The organism is Nocardioides thalensis (assembly GCF_013410655.1).
In the GTDB taxonomy this organism is placed as follows: domain Bacteria; phylum Actinomycetota; class Actinomycetes; order Propionibacteriales; family Nocardioidaceae; genus Nocardioides; species Nocardioides thalensis.
In genome coordinates, this window is sequence record NZ_JACCFP010000001.1 from 896,803 (window position 1) to 915,609 (window position 18,807).

15 protein-coding genes are annotated in these 18,807 nt (G+C 70.4%); 11 read left to right on the forward strand and 4 right to left on the reverse strand.

Translation table 11 applies throughout. The annotated features are described in order from the left end of the window. Positions 1-34 precede the first annotated feature (34 nt). The 4 genes from mshB to HNR19_RS04545 all read left to right on the forward strand — a co-directional run bounded on the left by mshB (position 35) and on the right by HNR19_RS04545 (position 3,836). Entirely contained in the window at positions 35-943 is a 909-nt protein-coding gene (mshB, locus tag HNR19_RS04530; RefSeq protein WP_179666825.1) for an N-acetyl-1-D-myo-inositol-2-amino-2-deoxy-alpha-D-glucopyranoside deacetylase, read from the forward strand. A gap of 49 nt (positions 944-992) precedes the next feature. Continuing rightward, on the forward strand, positions 993-1,337 hold the full coding sequence (locus HNR19_RS04535) for a hypothetical protein (RefSeq protein WP_179666826.1): 345 nt from the start codon (positions 993-995) through the stop codon (positions 1,335-1,337). Positions 1,338-1,346: 9 nt separating this feature from the next. After that, complete coding sequence (locus HNR19_RS04540; protein WP_179666827.1) at positions 1,347-3,155, forward strand: VanW family protein; 1,809 nt, start codon at positions 1,347-1,349, stop codon at positions 3,153-3,155. Between the two features lie 108 nt (positions 3,156-3,263). After that, positions 3,264-3,836, forward strand: coding sequence for a 2'-5' RNA ligase family protein (locus HNR19_RS04545; RefSeq protein WP_179666828.1), 573 nt, complete (start codon positions 3,264-3,266; stop codon positions 3,834-3,836). Here the strand turns inward: HNR19_RS04545 and HNR19_RS04550 are convergent. Continuing rightward, the gene (locus HNR19_RS04550) at positions 3,818-4,393 is read right to left on the reverse strand and encodes a hypothetical protein (RefSeq protein WP_179666829.1); all 576 of its coding nucleotides are present in this window, start codon (positions 4,391-4,393) and stop codon (positions 3,818-3,820) included. The genes HNR19_RS04545 and HNR19_RS04550 overlap by 19 nt on opposite strands. Positions 4,394-4,589: 196 nt before the next feature. On the opposite strand from HNR19_RS04550, the gene HNR19_RS04555 reads away from it, so the two are divergent. Continuing rightward, complete coding sequence (locus HNR19_RS04555) at positions 4,590-5,027, forward strand: Zn-ribbon domain-containing OB-fold protein (protein WP_179666830.1); 438 nt, start codon at positions 4,590-4,592, stop codon at positions 5,025-5,027. Continuing rightward, entirely contained in the window at positions 5,024-6,208 is a 1,185-nt protein-coding gene (locus tag HNR19_RS04560) for a lipid-transfer protein (protein ID WP_179666831.1), read from the forward strand. The genes HNR19_RS04555 and HNR19_RS04560 overlap by 4 nt, the downstream gene beginning before the upstream one ends. 183 nt (positions 6,209-6,391) lie before the next feature. Here the strand turns inward: HNR19_RS04560 and HNR19_RS04565 are convergent, their stop codons facing one another. After that, complete coding sequence (locus tag HNR19_RS04565; RefSeq protein WP_179666832.1) at positions 6,392-7,888, reverse strand: hypothetical protein; 1,497 nt, start codon at positions 7,886-7,888, stop codon at positions 6,392-6,394. A 444-nt stretch (positions 7,889-8,332) separates the two neighbouring features. Between HNR19_RS04565 and HNR19_RS04570 the strand changes: the two genes are divergently transcribed. Both HNR19_RS04570 and HNR19_RS04575 read left to right on the forward strand, forming a co-directional pair. Next, a complete protein-coding gene (locus HNR19_RS04570) occupies positions 8,333-11,500 on the forward strand; it encodes an Ig-like domain-containing protein (protein ID WP_179666833.1) in 3,168 nt (1,055 codons plus the stop codon). 488 nt (positions 11,501-11,988) lie between these two features. After that, complete coding sequence (locus HNR19_RS04575; RefSeq protein WP_179666834.1) at positions 11,989-12,543, forward strand: hypothetical protein; 555 nt, start codon at positions 11,989-11,991, stop codon at positions 12,541-12,543. A gap of 213 nt (positions 12,544-12,756) precedes the next feature. On the opposite strand, the gene HNR19_RS23425 is transcribed toward HNR19_RS04575, so the two are convergent. Both HNR19_RS23425 and HNR19_RS04585 read right to left on the reverse strand, forming a co-directional pair. Next, positions 12,757-13,584 (reverse strand): adenylate/guanylate cyclase domain-containing protein, encoded by an 828-nt coding sequence (locus tag HNR19_RS23425; protein WP_179666835.1) that lies wholly within the window; start codon positions 13,582-13,584, stop codon positions 12,757-12,759. A gap of 67 nt (positions 13,585-13,651) precedes the next feature. Continuing rightward, a complete protein-coding gene (locus tag HNR19_RS04585; protein WP_343047049.1) occupies positions 13,652-14,557 on the reverse strand; it encodes a sterol desaturase family protein in 906 nt (301 codons plus the stop codon). Positions 14,558-14,636: 79 nt separating this feature from the next. On the opposite strand from HNR19_RS04585, the gene HNR19_RS04590 reads away from it, so the two are divergent. From HNR19_RS04590 to HNR19_RS04600, 3 genes are read left to right on the forward strand one after another with little or no spacing between them, the layout of a single operon-like run. Beyond that, positions 14,637-15,257 (forward strand): TetR/AcrR family transcriptional regulator, encoded by a 621-nt coding sequence (locus HNR19_RS04590; protein ID WP_179666836.1) that lies wholly within the window; start codon positions 14,637-14,639, stop codon positions 15,255-15,257. Positions 15,258-15,266: 9 nt separating this feature from the next. After that, a complete protein-coding gene (locus HNR19_RS04595; protein ID WP_179666837.1) occupies positions 15,267-16,679 on the forward strand; it encodes a MoxR family ATPase in 1,413 nt (470 codons plus the stop codon). A gap of 2 nt (positions 16,680-16,681) precedes the next feature. Continuing rightward, positions 16,682-18,754: a vWA domain-containing protein gene (locus HNR19_RS04600; protein WP_179666838.1), complete on the forward strand. Its 2,073-nt coding sequence runs from the start codon at positions 16,682-16,684 to the stop codon at positions 18,752-18,754. Positions 18,755-18,807: the final 53 nt, after the last annotated feature.

Consider the following 18,807-nt stretch of genomic DNA (forward strand, 5'->3'; position numbering starts at 1 on the left):
CGAGACCCATCGAGCCCCCCGATACGCTCGACCCATGCCCGACCTGCGCCTCCTCCTCGTCCACGCCCACCCCGACGACGAGTCGATCGGCCAGGGCGCGACGATGGCCAAGTACGTCGCCGAGGGGCGCGGGGTCACGCTCGTGACCTGCACCGCCGGCGAGATGGGGGAGATCCTGGTCCCCGAGCTCGAGCACCTCGCCGCCGACCGCGAGGACAAGCTCGGCGAGCACCGCCGCGGCGAGCTCGACGCGGCGATGGCGGCGCTCGGCGTGACCGACCACCGCTTCCTCGGCGGCTTCGGCCGCTACCGCGACTCCGGCATGCAGTGGCACGACGACGGCCACGCGATCGCCGCCGACGACATCCACGACAACGCGTTCTGGCGCGCCGACCTCACCGAGGCCGCGACCCACCTGGTCGAGGTGATCCGCGAGGTGCGGCCGCAGGTGCTGGTGACCTACGACCAGTTCGGCGGCTACGGCCACCCCGACCACATCCAGGCCCACCGCGTCGCGATGTACGGCGCGCAGCTGGCCGCTGCTCCGTCGTACCGACGCGACCTCGGCGAGGCGTGGGACGTCGCGAAGATCTACTGGGGCGGCATCTCCGAGGGCCGGATGCGCGAGGGCCTCCGCGCGCTGCGCGAGGCGGGCGACGACACCGCGTTCGAGAGCTGGGACCCCGACGGCCCGCTGCCGCCGATGTTCGTGCCCGACGCCGACATCACCACCGAGGTCGACGCCGGCGACTACGGCGAGCAGAAGATGGCCGCGCTCAAGGCGCACGCCACCCAGATCACGACCGACGGACCGTTCTTCGCGCTGTCCAACAACCAGGGCTCCGCGGCGCTCGGCCTCGAGCAGTTCCGCCTCGTGAAGGGCGAGCTGGGGCCGGTCGGACCGGAGGGCCGGGAGACCGACCTGTTCGCCGGGATCGCGTGACGGGGTCTCGTGACGGCGCTGAGGCGCCTCCTCGACCACCGGTTGCGACATGAGGATCCTCGTCGCCCTCGCCTGCCTGGTCGGCGGCGCGGCGACGGGCCTCGCGGCCGTGCTGGTGCACGGTCACTGGTGGGGGCTCCCGGTCGCGCTGGCCGCGACCGTGGCGACGCTCGTCGCCCTGCCGGGCGGCTGGTGGCTGCGGCTGCCGTACGGCGCCGGCTGGGCGATCGTCGTCGGGCTGGCCACCCCCGAGCGTCCGGAGGGCGACTACCTGATCGCCGCCGACGCGCGCGGCTACGTGCTGCTCGGGGCCACGGTCGTGGTGCTGATGGCGTCGATGGTCGGCATTCGGGATCATTCCGACAATTCCGACGCGACCGCACCGGATACCTAGGATGCCCAGGTGACTTTCTGGGACGCGCCGACCGACCCGCCCCCGCCGGACCAGCCTCCGGCCCCGGGCCAGGCCGGCAAGACCAAGCGCGAGCGGCCGGGTGGCTGGATCGTCATCCTGGTCGTGCTCGTCCTCCTGCTGCTCGTCGGCGGCGGCTACGCCGCGGCGTACGGCATGGCCGGTGACAAGGTGCCGCGCGGCACCACGATCTCGGGCGTCGACGTCGGCGGGCTCACCCGCGACGCGGCGATCGAGGAGCTCGAGCAGGCCTTCGGCGACCGCGCCGAGCAGCCCATCACCGTGACCGTCGAGGCCGCGTCCGGTGAGAAGTCCGACGAGGTGACGCCGTCCGAGATCGGCCTGGGCGTCGACTACGAGGCCTCCGTCGACGAGGCGGGCGCCGGCCAGAGCTGGAGCCCGGCCCGCCAGTGGGACTACTTCACCGGCGGCGACGACGTCGAGGCCGTCGTCGACATCGACGAGGAGCGCCTCGACGAGCAGCTCAGCGCTCTGAGCGAGGGCCTCGGCACGCCCCCGAAGGACGGCAAGGTCACGTTCACCCGCAACGGCGTCAAGACCGTCGACCCGGTGCCGGGCGAGGCCGTCGACCTCGACGCCGCCGAGGACGCGATCGTCGCGGCCTACCTCGGCGAGGAGGACTCCGCCGAGCTCGCCGTCGAGGAGGCGCAGCCCGACATCGACGACGCCGACATCCAGGCGGCGCTCGACGAGTTCGCCAACCCGGCGATGTCGCGCTCGGTGGTGCTCGTCTTCGGCGACAACAAGATCCGCCTCCAGCCCAAGGACTACGCCCCGGCGCTGTCGATGGTGCCCGACAACGGCGTGCTCGTGCCGAAGATCGACGAGAAGACGCTCAACGACCTGGTCAAGGGCGCGACGGCCGAGGGCAAGCCGGTCGACGCGACCGTCGAGCTCGTCAACGGCAAGCCGAAGGTCGTCCCGGCCAAGCCCGGCGTCGAGTACGAGATCGAGGACGTCGTCTCCGTCTTCACCGATCTCCTCGCCGCCCCTGAGGGCGAGCGCGAGGGCAAGGTCAAGGCCGAGGTCGTCGAGGCCGACTTCACCACGCAGGAGGCCAAGGACCTCGGCATCAAGGAGAAGGTCTCGGAGTTCACGACCTACTACCCCTACGCCGAGTACCGCAACGTCAACATCGGCCGCGCGGCCGAGCTGATCGACGGCACCGTGCTCAAGCCCGGCGAGACGTTCTCGCTCAACGACACCGTCGGCGAGCGCACCGCCGAGAACGGCTTCACGATCGGCTACACGATCCAGGGCGGCATCCTGGTCAAGGACTACGGCGGCGGCGTCTCGCAGATGGCGACCACCACGTTCAACGCGATGTTCTTCGCCGGCCTCAAGGACATCGAGCACAAGCCGCACTCGTTCTACATCGACCGCTACCCCGAGGGCCGCGAGGCGACCGTGGCGTGGCCGACGCTCGACCTGCGCTTCCAGAACGACACCGACTACGGCGTGCTCATCCACTCCTGGGTCGTGCCGAGCGACGGCTCCGCGCAGGGCGAGGTCCACGTGGAGATGTACTCCACCAAGGTCTGGGACATCGAGGCCACGAAGTCGGAGCGCTACAACTACCGCGCGCCGGCCACCCGCCACCTCACGACGCCGGACTGCGAGCCCAACACCGGGTGGTCGGGCTTCGACGTCGACGTGACCCGGATCTTCCGCGAGCACGGCGAGGACGAGATCCACCACACCGAGAAGTTCCACACCTCCTACACGGCGGCCGACACCGTCGTCTGCGGCCCACCGCCGAAGCCGGACAACGACAACTAGGCTGGTCGAGTAGCCCGGGCCCCCTGGGGCCCGGGCGTATCGAGACCCATCGCCTCAGATCTCCCCGCCGCCTGCCGATCGGCAGACGTCCAGGGGAGGTCGATCTCGGTGATGGTGTCCACGGCGCTGCTGCCACCCGAAGCGGTGCTCGAGCAGCTGCGCGTCCTCGCCGCACGCCTGTCCGCGATCGGGATCGCCCCGGTAGCGCCCGAGGAGATGTACGTGCTCCTCGCGCGCTTCGGCAACCTGACGCCCGACCAGGTCCCCGGGCTCGCCGGCGCACTGGCCACCGGCCTGGCCGGGACGCCGGTCGCCACACTCGGCTTCGAGCCCCCGCGGCTCCTCGACGGCGGCGACGTCGCGGTGCCGCTCAACGGCGACGTCGACCAGGTGCGCGCCCTGGCGCGGGCGGTTCCCAAGATCGCCGAGCGTGAGCGGCTGTACGTCGACCGCCGCGTCTTCCGTCCCGAGATCGTCATCGCGCGGGTCGACCCGTCCGCCGGGCGGCCCCTGCTCGCGGAGCGGGTGACTCTGGCCGGCACCCGTTGGGCCAGCGACCTCTGGCTCGCCGAGGGCGTCTCGCTCGTCCGCACCCGCTGGGTGCGCGGGGCCGACGTCAGCGAGGAAGCCCGCTACATCCCGATCGAGCCCGACCCCGCGGGTCACGAGGCCAGGACGTAGACCGCCAGCCCGAGGAACGCGCCGCAGGCGAGCAGCACGGCGTACGCCGCCCACCAGCCGAGCTGGCGCGGCTCGTTGCGGAGCAGCTTCACGAAGGCGACGCCGATGCCCCACCAGGCGGGCAGCGCCATGCCCCAGAAGAGCACCCCGCAGACCAGGAACGAGATCGAGACCCCGTCCTCGAACGCGAACTCGAAGAAGTTCCAGCCGAGTGCCCCGAAGAGCACCGCCCACATCACGAACAGCTGGTTGGGCGCGCCGATCGTCGACGCGAAGCCCGACCCGGACATCGCGGCGATGATCAGGACCGGGATGGCGATCGCGATGAGCCAGCTCCCGTCGGGGCACGGCGTCGCGATCTCGTATGGCCCGCCGCTGGCGCAGCTGCCGCCGACCCCCATCACCGCGCGCATCGAGAGGAATGCCCACGCCAGGCAGACGCCCAGCAGGGTGATGCACACCAGGGTGATCACGATGTTGCGCACCGACGGCGGCTTCGGCGCCGCCCGTTCGGCGCGGGGCTCGACCTCCGGCGGCTCGGGCAGCCAGTCACTCACAGCCCGGACAGTAGGCCAGATCCGTCCTTCTCGCCGGATGTTGCCGACCAGGCCAGCCAGGTTGGTCGAGGAGCCCAGCAGGTTGGTCGAGGAGCCCAGCAGGTTGGTCGAGTAGCCGAGGCCCCCTGGGGCCGAGGCGTATCGAGACCCCATCGGCTACGATGAGAACACGTTCTAGTTTTCGGTGAGGTGACGGATGTCCGTGTCCACGAGCCCGGCGGTGGAGGGGTGGTTCACCACCGGCGACGCCCCGGCGTTGATGGGGAGCCGGTGCACCGCCTGCGGCAACCTGGTGTTCCCGCCGACCGCGGAGCAGGCCTTCTGCCGCAACCCCGCGTGCGCCGGCGACCGGCACGAGTCGGTGCCGCTCTCGCGCACCGGCCGGGTGTGGTCCTACACCGACGCGCAGTACCAGCCGCCGCCGCCGTACGTCCCGACCACCGACCCGTTCGAGCCGTTCGCCCTTGCTGCCGTCGAGCTGCCCGAGGGCATCGTCGTGCTCGGCCAGGTCGCGCAGGGCTACGGCGTCGCGGACCTCTCGGTCGGCGACGAGGTCGAGCTCGTCGTCGAGACGCTCTACGCCGACGACGCGGGAGACCGCACCATCTGGCGCTGGCGTCCGGTGGCCTCATGAGCGTCGTCGTCGCCGGCGCGGGCATGCACCCGTGGGGCAAGTGGGGCCGCAACTTCGTCGAGTACGGCGTGCACGCGGCCCGCGCGGCGCTCGCCGACGCCGGCATCCCGTGGACCGATGTCGACCTCGTCGTCGGCGGCGAGACGGTGCGCAACGGCTACGCCGGCTACGTCGCGGGCTCGACGTTCGCGCAGGCTCTCGGCTGGAACGGCGCACGCATCGCCACGTCGTACGCCGCGTGCGCGACCGGCGCCCAGGCGATCGACACCGCGCGGGCGCGGATCCTGGCCGGGATGTCCGACGTGGCGGTGGTCGTCGGAGCCGACACCACGCCCAAGGGCTTCCTCGCGCCCAACGCGGGGGAGCGGTGGGACGACCCCGACTGGCTGCGCTTCCGGCTGCTCGGCATGACCAACCCGGCCTACTTCGCGCTCTACGCGCGCCGTCGGATGGACCTCTACGGCGCGACGGCCGAGGACTTCGCGAGGGTGAAGGTCAAGAACGCCCAGCACGGGCTGAGCAACCCCAACGCGCGCTACCGCAAGGAGGTCAGCGTCGACGACGTACTGAGCTCCGCGGTCGTGTCCGACCCGCTCCACCTGCTCGACATCTGCGCGACCTCCGACGGCGCCGCGGCCGTCGTGCTCACCTCCGAGAAGTTCGCCCGCGAGCACGGGATCGCCACACCCGTGCGGGTTTCCGCGGTCTCGACGGTGACGCCGACGTTCCCCAACACCGTCATCGACATGCCGCTGCTCGCCACCGACTCGTCGGCGGTGACGGGTGCGCCGGAGCGCACGTTCAAGGAGTCGATCGCGCACGCCGCCTACGAGGAGGCCGGCCTCGCCCCCGACGACGTCGACGTCGCCGAGGTCTACGACCTGTCCACGGCGCTCGAGCTCGACTGGATCGAGGACCTCGGTCTCTGCAAGCGCGGCGAGGCCGAGGTGCTGCTGCGCGCGGGGGATACCGCGATCGGCGGCCGGATCCCGGTCAACCCCAGCGGCGGCCTGGCCTGCTTCGGCGAGGCCGTGCCCGCGCAGGCGATCGCCCAGGTGTGCGAGCTGGTGTGGCAGCTGCGCGGCCAGGCCGACGGCCGCCAGGTCGAGGGTGCCCGCGTCGGCATCACCGCCAACCAGGGCCTGTTCGGCCACGGCTCTTCGGTGATCCTCACCCGCTGAGCAGTCGGAGGTTTCGAGGCTCGGCCGCGGGCGGCCTCGCACCTCAACCACCGACTGCCGGTGGTTGAGGTGCGACGAGCGCAGCGAGGAGCCTCGAAACCTCCGGCCCCCTGGGGCCGAGTCGTGTCTCGCTAGGTTGGTCGAGTAGCCGAGGCCCCCTGGGGCCGAGGCGTATCGAGACCCTCAGTCCTCGGCCACCGCCGGCCCGCGCTCGCACGCCCACTGGATCAGGCGGCGCAGGTCGTCGGGGCACTTCACGAGCAGCTGGTTGAGCTCGTCCCTGCGGTCGGCGAGCCCGAGCGCGAGGATCGCGGCGCGCGCGGCGTCGGGCGCCGTCTCGTGGTCCTCGACGGTGCTGACCAGCGTGCGTACGGCGGCGTCGGGCAGGTCGCCGCCGACCCACATCAGCGCGGCGGCGGCTCGCGTGCGCAGCTCGGGCCGCGCCTCCTCGTCGAGCCGCTCCGCCAGCGCGGTCGCGCTGATCACCGCGGTCATCCGGGCGACCATCGACCAGCACAGCGAGGCGAGCCGGTCGTCGGCGTGGTTGGTCAGCCGCAGCACGACCTCGCCGACCGCGGTCGCATACGGGCTGGCGAGGATCAGTGACGACGCGAGGTGCCGTCGGCTGCGGTGGACGTGGAAGAGCGCCTCGCGCACCAGGCGGCTGAGCATCTGGTCGGGGTCCGCCGAGTTGCGGGCGCACAGCAGCTCGGCGTGCAGCCCGATGTGGTCGGAGAAGATCCGCGCCTGCTCGGAGTCGACCAGCTCCCAGTTGGAGCGCGCCTGCCGGAGCGTGGTGCGGGTGACGTCGTCCGTGGCCGACCGCAGCACCCGCTCGAACTGGTCGTCGGTGAGCCGCGACGCCAGGTCGAGGACGACCACCGACGGGCGCCCGCCGCGCACGAGCTCGTGGCCGACGTGGACCTCGAGGACCTTGTGGTCGGGGGCCAGGTTGCCGCGCCGGATCATCGCCGACGCCGCGATGGCGGCGCTGCTGCGCAGCTTCGCGCTGGGCGCGGTCATCAGCCGCAGCACCAGGTCGCTGGCCGCCGGGTCGGCGATCTCGGTGAGCACCTGGAGCACGGGCGTGATCACCCGGGTCTCCGGGTCGAGCACGTAGCGACCCACGCTCTTGGTCAGGTACGGCTGTGCCTGCGGTGCGTTCATCAGCGCCGCTGCGGCCTCGTAGCGCGCGAGGTAGGGGATGCTCGCCGTACGCGCGAGCTCGTCGACCAGGTGGTCGGTGAGGTCCTGCCAGATCCGGCGCTGCAGGTAGACGCTCTGATAGCTGCGCAGCTGGTCGGAGAGCCGGATCCACTGGTCGCCGCGGATCCGCTGTGACTCCAGGCCGTCGAGCAGCTCGTCGATGACGCCCGGATCGCTCGTGGCGCCGGCGCGCTCGGCCGGTCGGGTGATCAGGTGCCCGTCGCGGGCGAGGGTACGCCGCACCGCGCCGATCTGGGCCGGCCGGAGGCCCGCGACCTTCTCGTAGGCCTCGACCAGCTGGGGCGAGATGTACTCGAGGCCCGACTCCCAGCGGGAGATGCGGCTGGAGTCGATGCGGACGCCCAGCTCCTTCATCGGAGCGACGAACTCGGCGCGGCTGAGGCCGCGGGTCTGGGGACCGAGGAGGCGGGTGGTGGCGAGCAGCCACGCCAGCCGCTTGTTTCCCTCGTACACGTCGCCCGCAATAAGGGAGGCGTCGTGCGGCAGCCTCTGTGGTCGACCGCGGGAGCGACGGTCGCCACTGCTGCGTGGTATCCCCACGCCGTCTCCCTCTCTGTCCATGGTCTCGGGCACTAGCGAGCCTTATGACACACCGCTGCGCACGTTTGATTCAGCGACTTCTCGAAACTTGCAAGAAATGGTCTTTACCTGACGGACACGCGAAGGATCGCCGCGAACCGCTGGGACCAAGGTCCCAGGACGGTGCCTCGTCATGAGGCCAGGCGGCGCGCAGCAGCGACCGGGGACACCCAGAGCCACCCGCGCCTATCAGGGGAAACCGAAAGGAATGCGATGAACAGCAGCGGCAAGAGGCGCGGACTGGCGGTACTCGCCGTGTCCGCCATGGCTGCAGTGGGACTCCCACTCGCAGCCAGCGCAACCACGATCGAGAGCGAGATGGATACGGCGTACACCGACCGTGAGGTCGTGCTCGTCACCCCGTCGGGCGCTCTCGCCTCGACCAAGAACGACGGCACCAACTCGTCGATCAGCCTCTCGGCGATCGCGACGTCGGACATCGACTCGCTCCGGTTCCAGTTCTCCACCGACGCCGGTGCGACCTGGACCAACATCGGCGGGCCGCTGGCCGCGCCGAACGACGACGGTGCCTACAGCATCGAGTGGACCCCCGGCTTCGCCCTCCCGGCCGCCGGTGTCCTCGTCCGGGCCAACGGTCACTCGAGTATCGACAACAGCCAGAACATCGACCAGTCGGCGGCGCTCGCGGTCAACAACACCGACGAGACCTCGGCGCTGACCCCGGGCTCCGCGCTCGGTGTCTACCGGTCGCCGATCGACGTCAACGACGACAACGTCATCGTCACCGGCACCGCGTCGGCGGGCAACACTGTCGTCTCGCTGGTAGACGCCAATGGCGCCAACGTGGCGAGCACCGGCGCGCTGGCGGGCCCGAACTTCCGCGGCATCCTCGACATCGACGGTGTCTACACCTACAACGCCCCCGACGAGGTCCAGCTGCGCGCGGTGAACGCGTCGGGCACCGACGACGGCGAGGCCTACACGCTCTACCAGCAGGTCCCGACGACGATCACCGCGGTCGGCAGCCCGGCCAACCCGGCTGACCCGAACCAGAACGTGCAGGTCACGGTGACCGTGCTCGACCAGAACGGCAAGCCGATCGCCGGCGCCGAGGTGGCGTCTGACCACGTGGTGGACGGCACGTTCATCCCGCGGGGCGAGACCAACGCGAGCGGCCAGCTCGTGTTTGCCGCGGAGCAGAACGCAAACGACGGCTCCGTCTCCTGGATCGTCAACCAGACCAACTCCCAGGTCACCTACGACCCGGGCGTCGGCGACATCAAGTTCGACCTCCAGGTGGGCCAGGGCTTCTCTGCCGACCTCGTGGGCTCGAGCAACGACGGTCCGGCGTTCGACTTCGACGAGTACGACCTCGCCACCGACATCCAGGTGCAGGTCAAGGACCAGACGGGCGCCAACTTCGACGACCCGGGCACCCAGGACCTGACCTACTTCTGGAAGATGCTCCCGTTCGACCCGAGCATCGAGCCCGAGGACGGCGACAGCCACGTCGTGACCAACGACGCCAACGGCCTCTACGACGTGCCGTTCGCGGTCGGCTCGGACTTCCCCGAGGGCAACCTCGAGTCCGGTACCTACGAGCTGTGGGCGTCGCTGAGCGACGGCGGCACCGGTCACCCGGTCTCGTCGCGCAAGGTGCTCACGGTCAAGGCCGGCGAGGCCACCATCGAGTGGGTCGACCCCGACGGTGACGGCAAGGTCATCGCCCCGGCCGGCACGGTCGCGACGGGCAACGGCAACCTGGTGCTCGAGGACGGCACGGGTCTCCCGGGCCGCCGTGTGGACTTCCACTACAACACGGGCACCGAGTACGACGAGGACGGCAACACCTCGATGGCTGATGCCAACATCATCAGCGCGGACCCGGTCACCACGGGTGCGAACGGCTCCTTCTCGGTCGACGTCGAGGACATCGGGAACTCCGGTACTCCTGAGGTCGGCGGCGAGGCCGGTACCGGCTCCGCCAACGCGCCGGGCATCGGCAACTGGGGTGGCGTCGACGTGCACCACGGCTTCGACTTCGTGACCGACCAGGTCCCGAACGGCGCCGTGCTGGAGATCGAGTACGACTCCGAGACTGCTGGCCCCGCGGGCACGCGTGAGCTCGGCACCGTCCACCTCGAGGACGCGTTCGGTGACAACCTCGCCGGCGTCCAGATCGAGCTGTCGCTCGACACCCCGGAGACCGCGCAGAACGGCGCGTTCTTCCTGGGTGCGGGTCTCAGCAGCTTCCTCGACCCGGTGGAGGGCAACTACGTCCCGACCCGCGACGACTCGCTGGGCTCGACGATCACCGTCAGCACCAACAACAACGGTGACGCCACGTTCCGCACCACGATCGGTCGCGACAGCGGCTTCGACGACGACGGGCTGACCGACGCCGTTGTCTCCGCCGACGTCGACGGCCTGTCGGCCGACGACTCGGTCGAGTGGGATTCGTCCAACCCGATCAACGCGAGCGAGATCACCATCGTCCGCACGCCGGGGCAGCCGGAGAACCAGCGGCTCGACAAGGCCGTGCTGTTCGACATCTTCGCCAAGGACCAGTACGGCAACCCGGCCAAGGGTGTTGAGGTCACCGCGGAGTGCCCGGACATCCTGGGTGACGACGACACCTGCTCCGTCGGTGGCGTCACCACGCCGTCCGACCTGGACAACGGCGGTGACCTCGCGGTCTTCAGCGTCGACACCAACGGCGACCTGATCCCCGACGGCGAGGGTGAGTACACCTTCACGGCCGAGGTCTCTGGCGGTCTCACCAACTCGACGAACTCGGGTCTGAGCACGGACTTCACCGAGGTCTACAACGCCGCAGGCAACCCGGTGAAGAAGGTCGTCGAGACCTCGTTCGACCAGTCCTGGTACGCCGGTAAGATCGGCGAGGACGAGGGTGCCACTTACACCCTGACCACCTCGCCGGCCAACCCGGTCGTGGCGGGCCAGCCGGTCACGGCGACCCTCACGGCTCTGGACTCCGAGGGCAACCCGCTCGAGGGCCTGCGGGTCGACTTCGTCCGCACCGGTGACCCCGACACGGAGACCCCGGTCGTCACCGACGAGGACGGCGTCGCGCAGTACGTGTTCGAGGTCGAGGAGAACTGCACCTCCGACACCGTCACCGCGGTGGTCCGCGACACCGTCACCTACGACGGTGACCCGGCGACTGAGGGCGTTGTCTCCGACCAGAGCACCGTGGTTGTCTCGGAGCCCTGCAAGGTCAACGTCAACATCTCCGGTCTCAACTCGGAGAACAAGAAGCGGGACATCATCAACGTCACCGCCACCTCGGACGCGGACCTCACCGGTCTCTCGGTGAAGCTGCAGCGCAAGGTGGACGGCGAGTGGAAGACGGTCGGTGACAAGGGCAAGACCCTCGACTCCGACGGCAAGGCTCGCTTCTCGGTGCGTGACCTGAACGGCAACAAGGTCACGAAGTACCGCGTGATGATCCCGGCCACGGACCTGACGAAGGCTGCCACGTCCAAGGTCCTGAACCGCCGCTGAGGCAACGGTGATCCGTCCGGGTGGACTCGGCCGCCCGGACGGATCGCTACCCCAGCACCAACCATTCTTGAATCTGACGGATCTCTCGATCCCAACTGATCGCTAGATCCCTCCGACCACCCTGGGCGCACCGCACCAGGCGCCCGGCTCGGGGGTGAGAACGATCTGGTGCCTCCGGACGCGGTCCGGGCCAACTCTCCTGTCGCTGCGAGATGACTTGGTCCGGACCGCTTCCGCATTTTTCGAGCTTGGGCCGGAGGTTTCGAGGCTCGTCGCTAGCGCTCCTCGCACCTCAACCACCGGCCCGCCTCGCACCTCAACCACCGGCCGCCTCGCACCTCAACCACCGGCCGCCTCGCACCTCAACCACCGGCGTTGTCGCACCTCGACCACCGGCACACTGGCCCTTCGATTGGCGGCGGATATGAGTTCGCTGAGCGTTGCCTGAATCGGCCACGAGCACGCCGCGCCTTACCTACGGTTCTCTCATGCGTACTCGACTCCCGGCCCTCTCCCTGGCCGCCCTTCTCGTTGCTTCTCCACTCCTCGCTGCGTGCGGTGGTGACGACGAGGGCGGCGGTGACGACACCGTCGACGGCGGCGAGATCGGGGACCCGACCGCCATCGCCGGCCCGGACGAGCCGAGCGACACCGACCCGAACTGCCCGTTCGGGGCCAAGGCCCTCGTCAAGGCGACCGGCCTCAACTTCCTCGCCAAGGACAACTGCACGTTCGTGGTGAAGAAGGGCCCGGCGCGCATCTCCGTCTCGCAGAACGCCGCCGCCGACAACGAGACGTTCGAGCAGACGCGCAAGTCGTACGAGGACCAGTACGCGAACTACGAGGAGCTCGCCGTCGACGGCTACGGCTATGCCGCGTGGAGCGACGACGAGCTGAACATCCAAGTGGGCTACCTCGACAACGGCGGTGAGTACCGCTACGCGATCAGCGCGGTCGCTCCCGCCGATGCCGGCGCCGAGGACGTGCCCGGGCTCGCCGAGCAGCTCATCGCGCTGACCGTGGAGAGCCGCGACAAGAAGTGACCATCATCCGATGATTCGTGCGATTGTGAACCGTTTTTACCCGGGCGCGCCCCAGTAGGCGGGTTGTGGCGCGGCGTCGCGGGTACTCATGGTGGAATACAGGCGGCGCGGTCCGGACCAGTCATCTCGCAGCGACAGGAGAGTTGGCCCGGACCGTGTCCTTTTTACGGCAAGCCGGAGGTTTCGAGGCTCGTCGCTAGCGCTCCTCGCACCTCAACCACCGGCTGGTGCGACGCGCCAGACGGTGTGCTCGCCCGGCAGGCCCTTCAGCTCGACCACCTCGGGGTCCCTGAGCTCGACGGCCGCGTCGTCCTCGAGGGCCTCCCGTACGGCGTCGCCCGCGAGCACCTGGCCGCCCGCGGCGAGATCGGCCACGCGCGCGGCTATCGCGACGTTGCGGCCGAAGTAGTCGCCCTCCTTGGCCACCACCTGTCCGGTGTTCACGCCGATCCGCACGCGGATGCCGTGCTTGCGCAGGGTCAGGTCGGTCGGCCGTCGCAGGTCCTGTTGCACGGCGAGAGCCGCGCGGCAGGCGGCCTCGGCGTCGCGGAACGCGACCATGAACCCGTCGCCGGCGGTCTTGACCACCTGCCCGCGGTACTGCCCGATCCGCGCCCGCAGGATGGCGTCGTGCGCGGCGAGCACCCGCACCCAGGCCTTGTCGCCGACCTGGTGGTTGAGCGACGTCGACCCCTCGATGTCGGAGAAGAACAGGGTCACCGTGCCGTCAGCGGCCGCCATGTTGAGGATGTCCGCGCGCTCGCTGCCGGCCCACGACTGGAGGTCGTCGATCGTGGACTGGAGCAGGCCGGTGAGCCCCTCGGTGCGCACCTTGCTCGCGGTGCGCACCACGCGTCGCAGGTAGCGCTCGGTCGTCGAGGTCGGCGGCCGGGGGCGCAGCGCCGCGTCGAGGTCGGCCTCGAGCTGCGCGGCGCGGGCGTCGCTCGCCGCCAGGTCGGCCTGGAGCCGGCGTACGACCGCGACCAGCGCGGCCACGACCGCGACCAGCGCGACGCAGACGACGCTCAGAACCACGGTCACATGGGAACTTTAGTGGTCATCGGGTCTCGATACGCCCTCGCCTAGCGGCTCGGGCTACTCGACCAACCTAGGGGGCACCTCGCACCTCAACCACCGGCAGCGGAGACGGCTCCCAGCCCGGAGGGCCGAACAGGTAGCCCAGCCGCTCGCGCCAGCTCGAGGCATGGCGGACGTTGCGGACGATCTTGGCGTAGTCGCCGTACTCGAGCTTGATCAGGTTGTAGGTGTTCACCGGCTTGGTGAGGCCGTACGTCGGCCGCTGCCTCTCGGGCGTGAACGAGCCGAAGAGCCGGTCCCAGATGATGAGGATGCCGCCGTAGTTGGTGTCGAGGTACTCCGGGTCGGAGCCGTGGTGGACGCGGTGGTGCGACGGAGTGTTGAAGACGAACTCGATCGGTCGCGGCAGCCGCTCGATCGTCTCGGTGTGCACGAAGAACTGGTAGATCAGGTTGAAGCCGAACGCGACGTAGAGCGTCCACGGCGCGAAGCCGAGCAGCGGCAGCGGGATCCAGAAGAGCAGCTCGAACCACGGGTTCCACTTCTGCCGCAGCGCGGTCGTGAAGTTCATGTACTCGCTGGAGTGGTGCGCCTGGTGCGCGGCCCAGCCGACGTTGACGCGGTGCACGAACCGGTGCTGCCAGTAGTAGAAGAGGTCGAGCCCGAGGATGACGGCCGGCCAGTACCACCAGGCGCTCGTGTCGAGGTGGAACGGCGCGACGTTGTCGTAGAGCCAGAGGTAGCCGAAGAACCCGGCGAGCTTGAGCAGCGTCAGGAAGACGATCGAGCCGAGGCCCATCAGCAGGCTCGTGCGGGAGTCGGGGCGGTGGTAGCCCTTGAGCTGGCGGGCCGCCCCGGCCGCGTTGTCGTCATGGTCGAGCCACTTCAGCGCCGCGAGCTCGAGCAGGATCGTGAGGATGAAGAACGGGATCGCGTAGGTCACCGGGTTCTTCATCGGGTCGAGCAGGTCGTGCACGTGCTTCTCCCGCGGCGAGGGTGGATATGACTTCGGGGTAAGTTACCACGAAGTCATATCCCGCGCTAGAGTTCGGCGTATGACGACCGCGCCCGCCCGCCGCTCCGGCACCAAGGGCGTCGCCCGGGCCGACCGCGAGGCGCAGATCCTCGACGTCGCCGGCGCGGTCTTCGCCGAGCGTGGCTTCGCGCTCGCGGCTGTGGGGGAGATCGCGGAGCGGGCGGGGATCTCCAAGCCGCTCATCTACAACTACTTCGGCTCCAAGGACGGGTTGCTGACGGCCTGTCTCGAGCGGGCGGCCGCGCTGGTCGCCGACGAGATCGGCCGGACGGCGGCGCTCGGCGAGGTCGGCCTCGCCCGAGCGTTGGTGACGCTCGACGGGATCTTCGCGGTGCTGGAGCCGCAGCCGTGGGCCTGGCGACTGCTCAACGACCCGACCCTGCCCGGCGATCCGGCGGTCGAGGCCGTGCTGACCACCTACCGCAACCGGATGGCGGCGTTCGCCGCCGACGGCGTGGGTGAGCTGATGCGGATCGCGGGCGACGACGACGCCACCGACCTCGACGCCATGATCGCGGTCTGGACCAGCGTCTTCGACGCGCTGGTGACGTGGTGGATCGACCATCCGGAGGAGTCGCCGGAGGCGATGAGCGCGCGGTGCGAGCGATTGTTCGCTGCGGTATTCGGTCCTGCTGAGTAGCGTGGGTGCGTGACTGTCGCTGCCACGACTGCCCCCACGATCTCCACCCTCGGCGAGCTGCGTGCGTCCGGCCATGTGCACCGGCCGCTGCGCACGGAGCTGCGCGACAACCTGCTCGCCAAGCTGGCGGCCGGCGAGGACCCCTGGCCAGGGCTGCACGGCTTCGAGGACACCGTCGTCCCGCAGCTCGAGCGCGCGCTGCTCGCGGGCCACGACGTCGTGCTCCTCGGCGAGCGCGGCCAGGGCAAGACCCGGCTGCTGCGGACCCTGGTCGGCCTGCTCGACGAGTGGACGCCGATCATCTCCGGCTCCGAGCTCGGCGAGCACCCCTACGAGCCGGTCACCGCCGCGTCGGTGGCCGCGGTCGCGACGTACGGCGACGACCTGCGGATCTCGTGGCGGCACCGGTCGGAGCGCTACTCCGAGAAGCTCGCGACGCCCGACACCTCCGTCGCCGACCTGATCGGCGACGTCGACCCGATGAAGGTCGCCGAGGGCCGGTCGCTCGGTGACCCCGAGACCATCCACTTCGGCCTGATCCCGCGGTCCCACCGGGGGATCGTCGCGATCAACGAGCTGCCCGACCTCGCCGAGCGGATCCAGGTCGCGATGCTCAACGTGATGGAGGAGCGCGACATCCAGATCCGCGGCTACGTGCTGCGGCTGCCGCTCGACGTGCTCGTCGTGGCGTCGGCGAACCCCGAGGACTACACCAACCGCGGCCGCATCATCACGCCGCTGAAGGACCGCTTCGGCGCGGAGATCCGCACCCACTACCCGCGCGAGCTCGAGGCCGAGATGGCCGTCATCCGGCAGGAGGCGCACCTCGTCGCCGACGTGCCCGAGCCGCTGCTCGAGGTGCTCGCGCGGTTCACCCGCAACCTGCGGGAGTCCTCGGCCGTCGACCAGCGGTCCGGTGTCTCCGCGCGATTCGCGATCGCCGGCGCCGAGACGATCGCCGCCGCCGCGCTGCGCCGCGCGACGGTCAAGGGCGAGGACCACGCCGTCGCGCGGGTCGTCGACCTCGAGGCCGCCGTCGACGTGCTCGGCGGGAAGATCGAGTTCGAGAGCGGCGAGGAGGGACGGGAACAGGAGATCCTCACCCACCTGCTGCGTACGGCGACCGCCGAGGTCGTCCGGGCCCACTTCCGCGGTCTCGACTTCGCGCTGCTGGTCGACGCGATCGAGGGCGGTGCGATGGTGACGACCGGCGAGTCGGTCACCGCGCGCGACGTACTGGCCGGACTGCCGGTGCTGGGGGAGTCGGAGCTCTACGACGACATCTGCAACCGCCTGTACCCCGACAACGGCGGCGACAACGACGGCCAGCGCGCCTGCGCGATCGAGCTCGCTCTCGAGGGCCTCTTCCTCGCGCGCAAGATCGGCAAGGACAGCGACGGCTCCGAGACGGTCTACGGCTGACCATGGCTGACACCCACCGCTCCCGCTACCGCCGCTACGAGGGCGGCGACCCGCTCGCGCCGCCCGTCGACATCGCCGAGGCGCTCGACGCGATCGGCGAGGACGTGATGGCGGGCTACAGCCCGGAGCGGGCGATGCAGGAGTTCCTGCGACGCGGCGGTGACGACCGGGCCGGGCTCGACGACCTCGCCCGCCAGGTGGCGGAGCGGCGCCGCGAGCTGCTCCAGCGGCACAACCTCGACGGCACGCTCAACCAGGTCAAGGAGCTGCTCGACACCGCGGTGCTGGAGGAGCGCAAGCAGCTCGCGCGCGACGCGATGATGGATGACGCCGACCGGGCGTTCCGCGAGATGCGGATGGACAACCTTCCCGACTCACCGGCCGCGGCGGTCACCGAGCTCGCCGACTACGACTGGCAGAGCAGTGAGGCCCGGGCGGCGTACGAGCAGATCAAGGACCTGCTCGGCCGCGAGCTCCTCGACCAGCGCTTCGCCGGCATGAAGCAGGCGCTCGAGAACGCCACCGACGAGGACCGCGCGGCGATCAACGAGATGCTGACCGACCTCAACGACCTGCTGGAGAAGCACGCGCGCGGCGAGGACACCCAGCAGGACTTCGACGACTTCATGGCCAAGCACGGCGAGTTCTTCCCGGAGAACCCGCGCAACGTCGACGAGCTCATCGACGCCATGGCGCAGCGCGCAGCGGCGGCCCAGCGGATGCTCAACTCGATGACGCCCGAGCAGCGGCAGGAGCTGATGCAGCTCTCCGCGCAGGCGTTCGGGTCGCCGGCGCTGATGGACCAGCTCAACCGGCTCGACGGCAACCTCCAGGCGCTGCGGCCGGGGGAGGACTGGTCGGGCTCCGAACGGTTCGGCGGCGACGAGGGGCTCGGCCTCGGCGACGGCACCGGCGTGCTCCAGGACCTCGCCGACCTCGACCAGCTCTCCGACCAGCTCTCGCAGTCGTACGGCGGCGCGCGGCTCGACGACGTCGACCTCGACAAGCTCGCGCGGCAGCTGGGCGACCAGGCCGCCGTCGACGCCCGCCGGCTCCAGGAGCTCGAGCAGGCGCTGCGCCGCTCGGGGGCGATGGAGCGCGGATTCGACGGTGAGCTGCGGCTGACGCCCAAGGCGATGCGCCAGCTCGGGAAGGCGCTGCTGCGCGACGTCGCGCAGCGGATGAGCGGCCGGCAGGGTCAGCGCGAGCTGCGCCAGGCCGGGGCGGCGGGGGACCTGTCGGGCGCCAGCCGGCCGTGGGCGTTCGGCGACACCGAGCCGTGGGACATCCCGCGGACGATCACCAACGCGGTGCTGAGGGAGGCGGGTGAGCAGGGCCCGGTGGTTGAGGTGCGAGGCCGCCCGCGGCCGAGCCTCGAAACCTCCGGGCCTCGTGTGCGCCTGTCGGTCGAGGACATCGAGGTGCAGGAGACCGAGGCCCGCACCCAGGCGGCGGTCGCGCTCTGCGTCGACACCAGCTTCTCGATGGCGATGGACGGGCGCTGGGTGCCGATGAAGCGCACCGCGCTGGCGCTGCACACGCTGATCGGCACCCGCTTCCGTGGTGACCAGCTCGAGCTGATCGGCTTCGGCCGGCACGCCGAGACCATGGAGATCGAGCGGCTCACCGCGCTCGACGCCCGCTGGGCGAAGGGCACCAACCTCCACCACGCGCTGCTGCTCGCCAACCGCCACTTCCGCAAGCACCCGACCGCCCAGCCGGTGCTGCTGATCGTCACCGACGGTGAGCCGACGTCCCACCTCGAGCCCGACGGCGAGGTGTTCTTCAGCTATCCGCCGCACCCGCTGACGATCGCGCTCGCCGTACGCGAGCTCGACAACGCGCGCCGGCTCGGCGCGCAGACCACGTTCTTCCGCCTCGGCGAGGACCCCGGTCTGGCGCGGTTCATCGACTCGATGGCGCGCCGGGTCGACGGCTCGGTCATCGCGCCCGAGGCCGACGACCTCGGTGCCGCCGTGGTCGGGTCCTACCTGGGCTCGCGCGGTCCGCGCGGCCGCGGCGGCCCGGGCTCCTACGACGAGTGGTTCGGCGGACGCGGGTTCTGGGTCGGCTGAGCCGGACTTCGTCGCGTCGCATCACCAACGCGGCCCGTTCCCGATAGATTGCG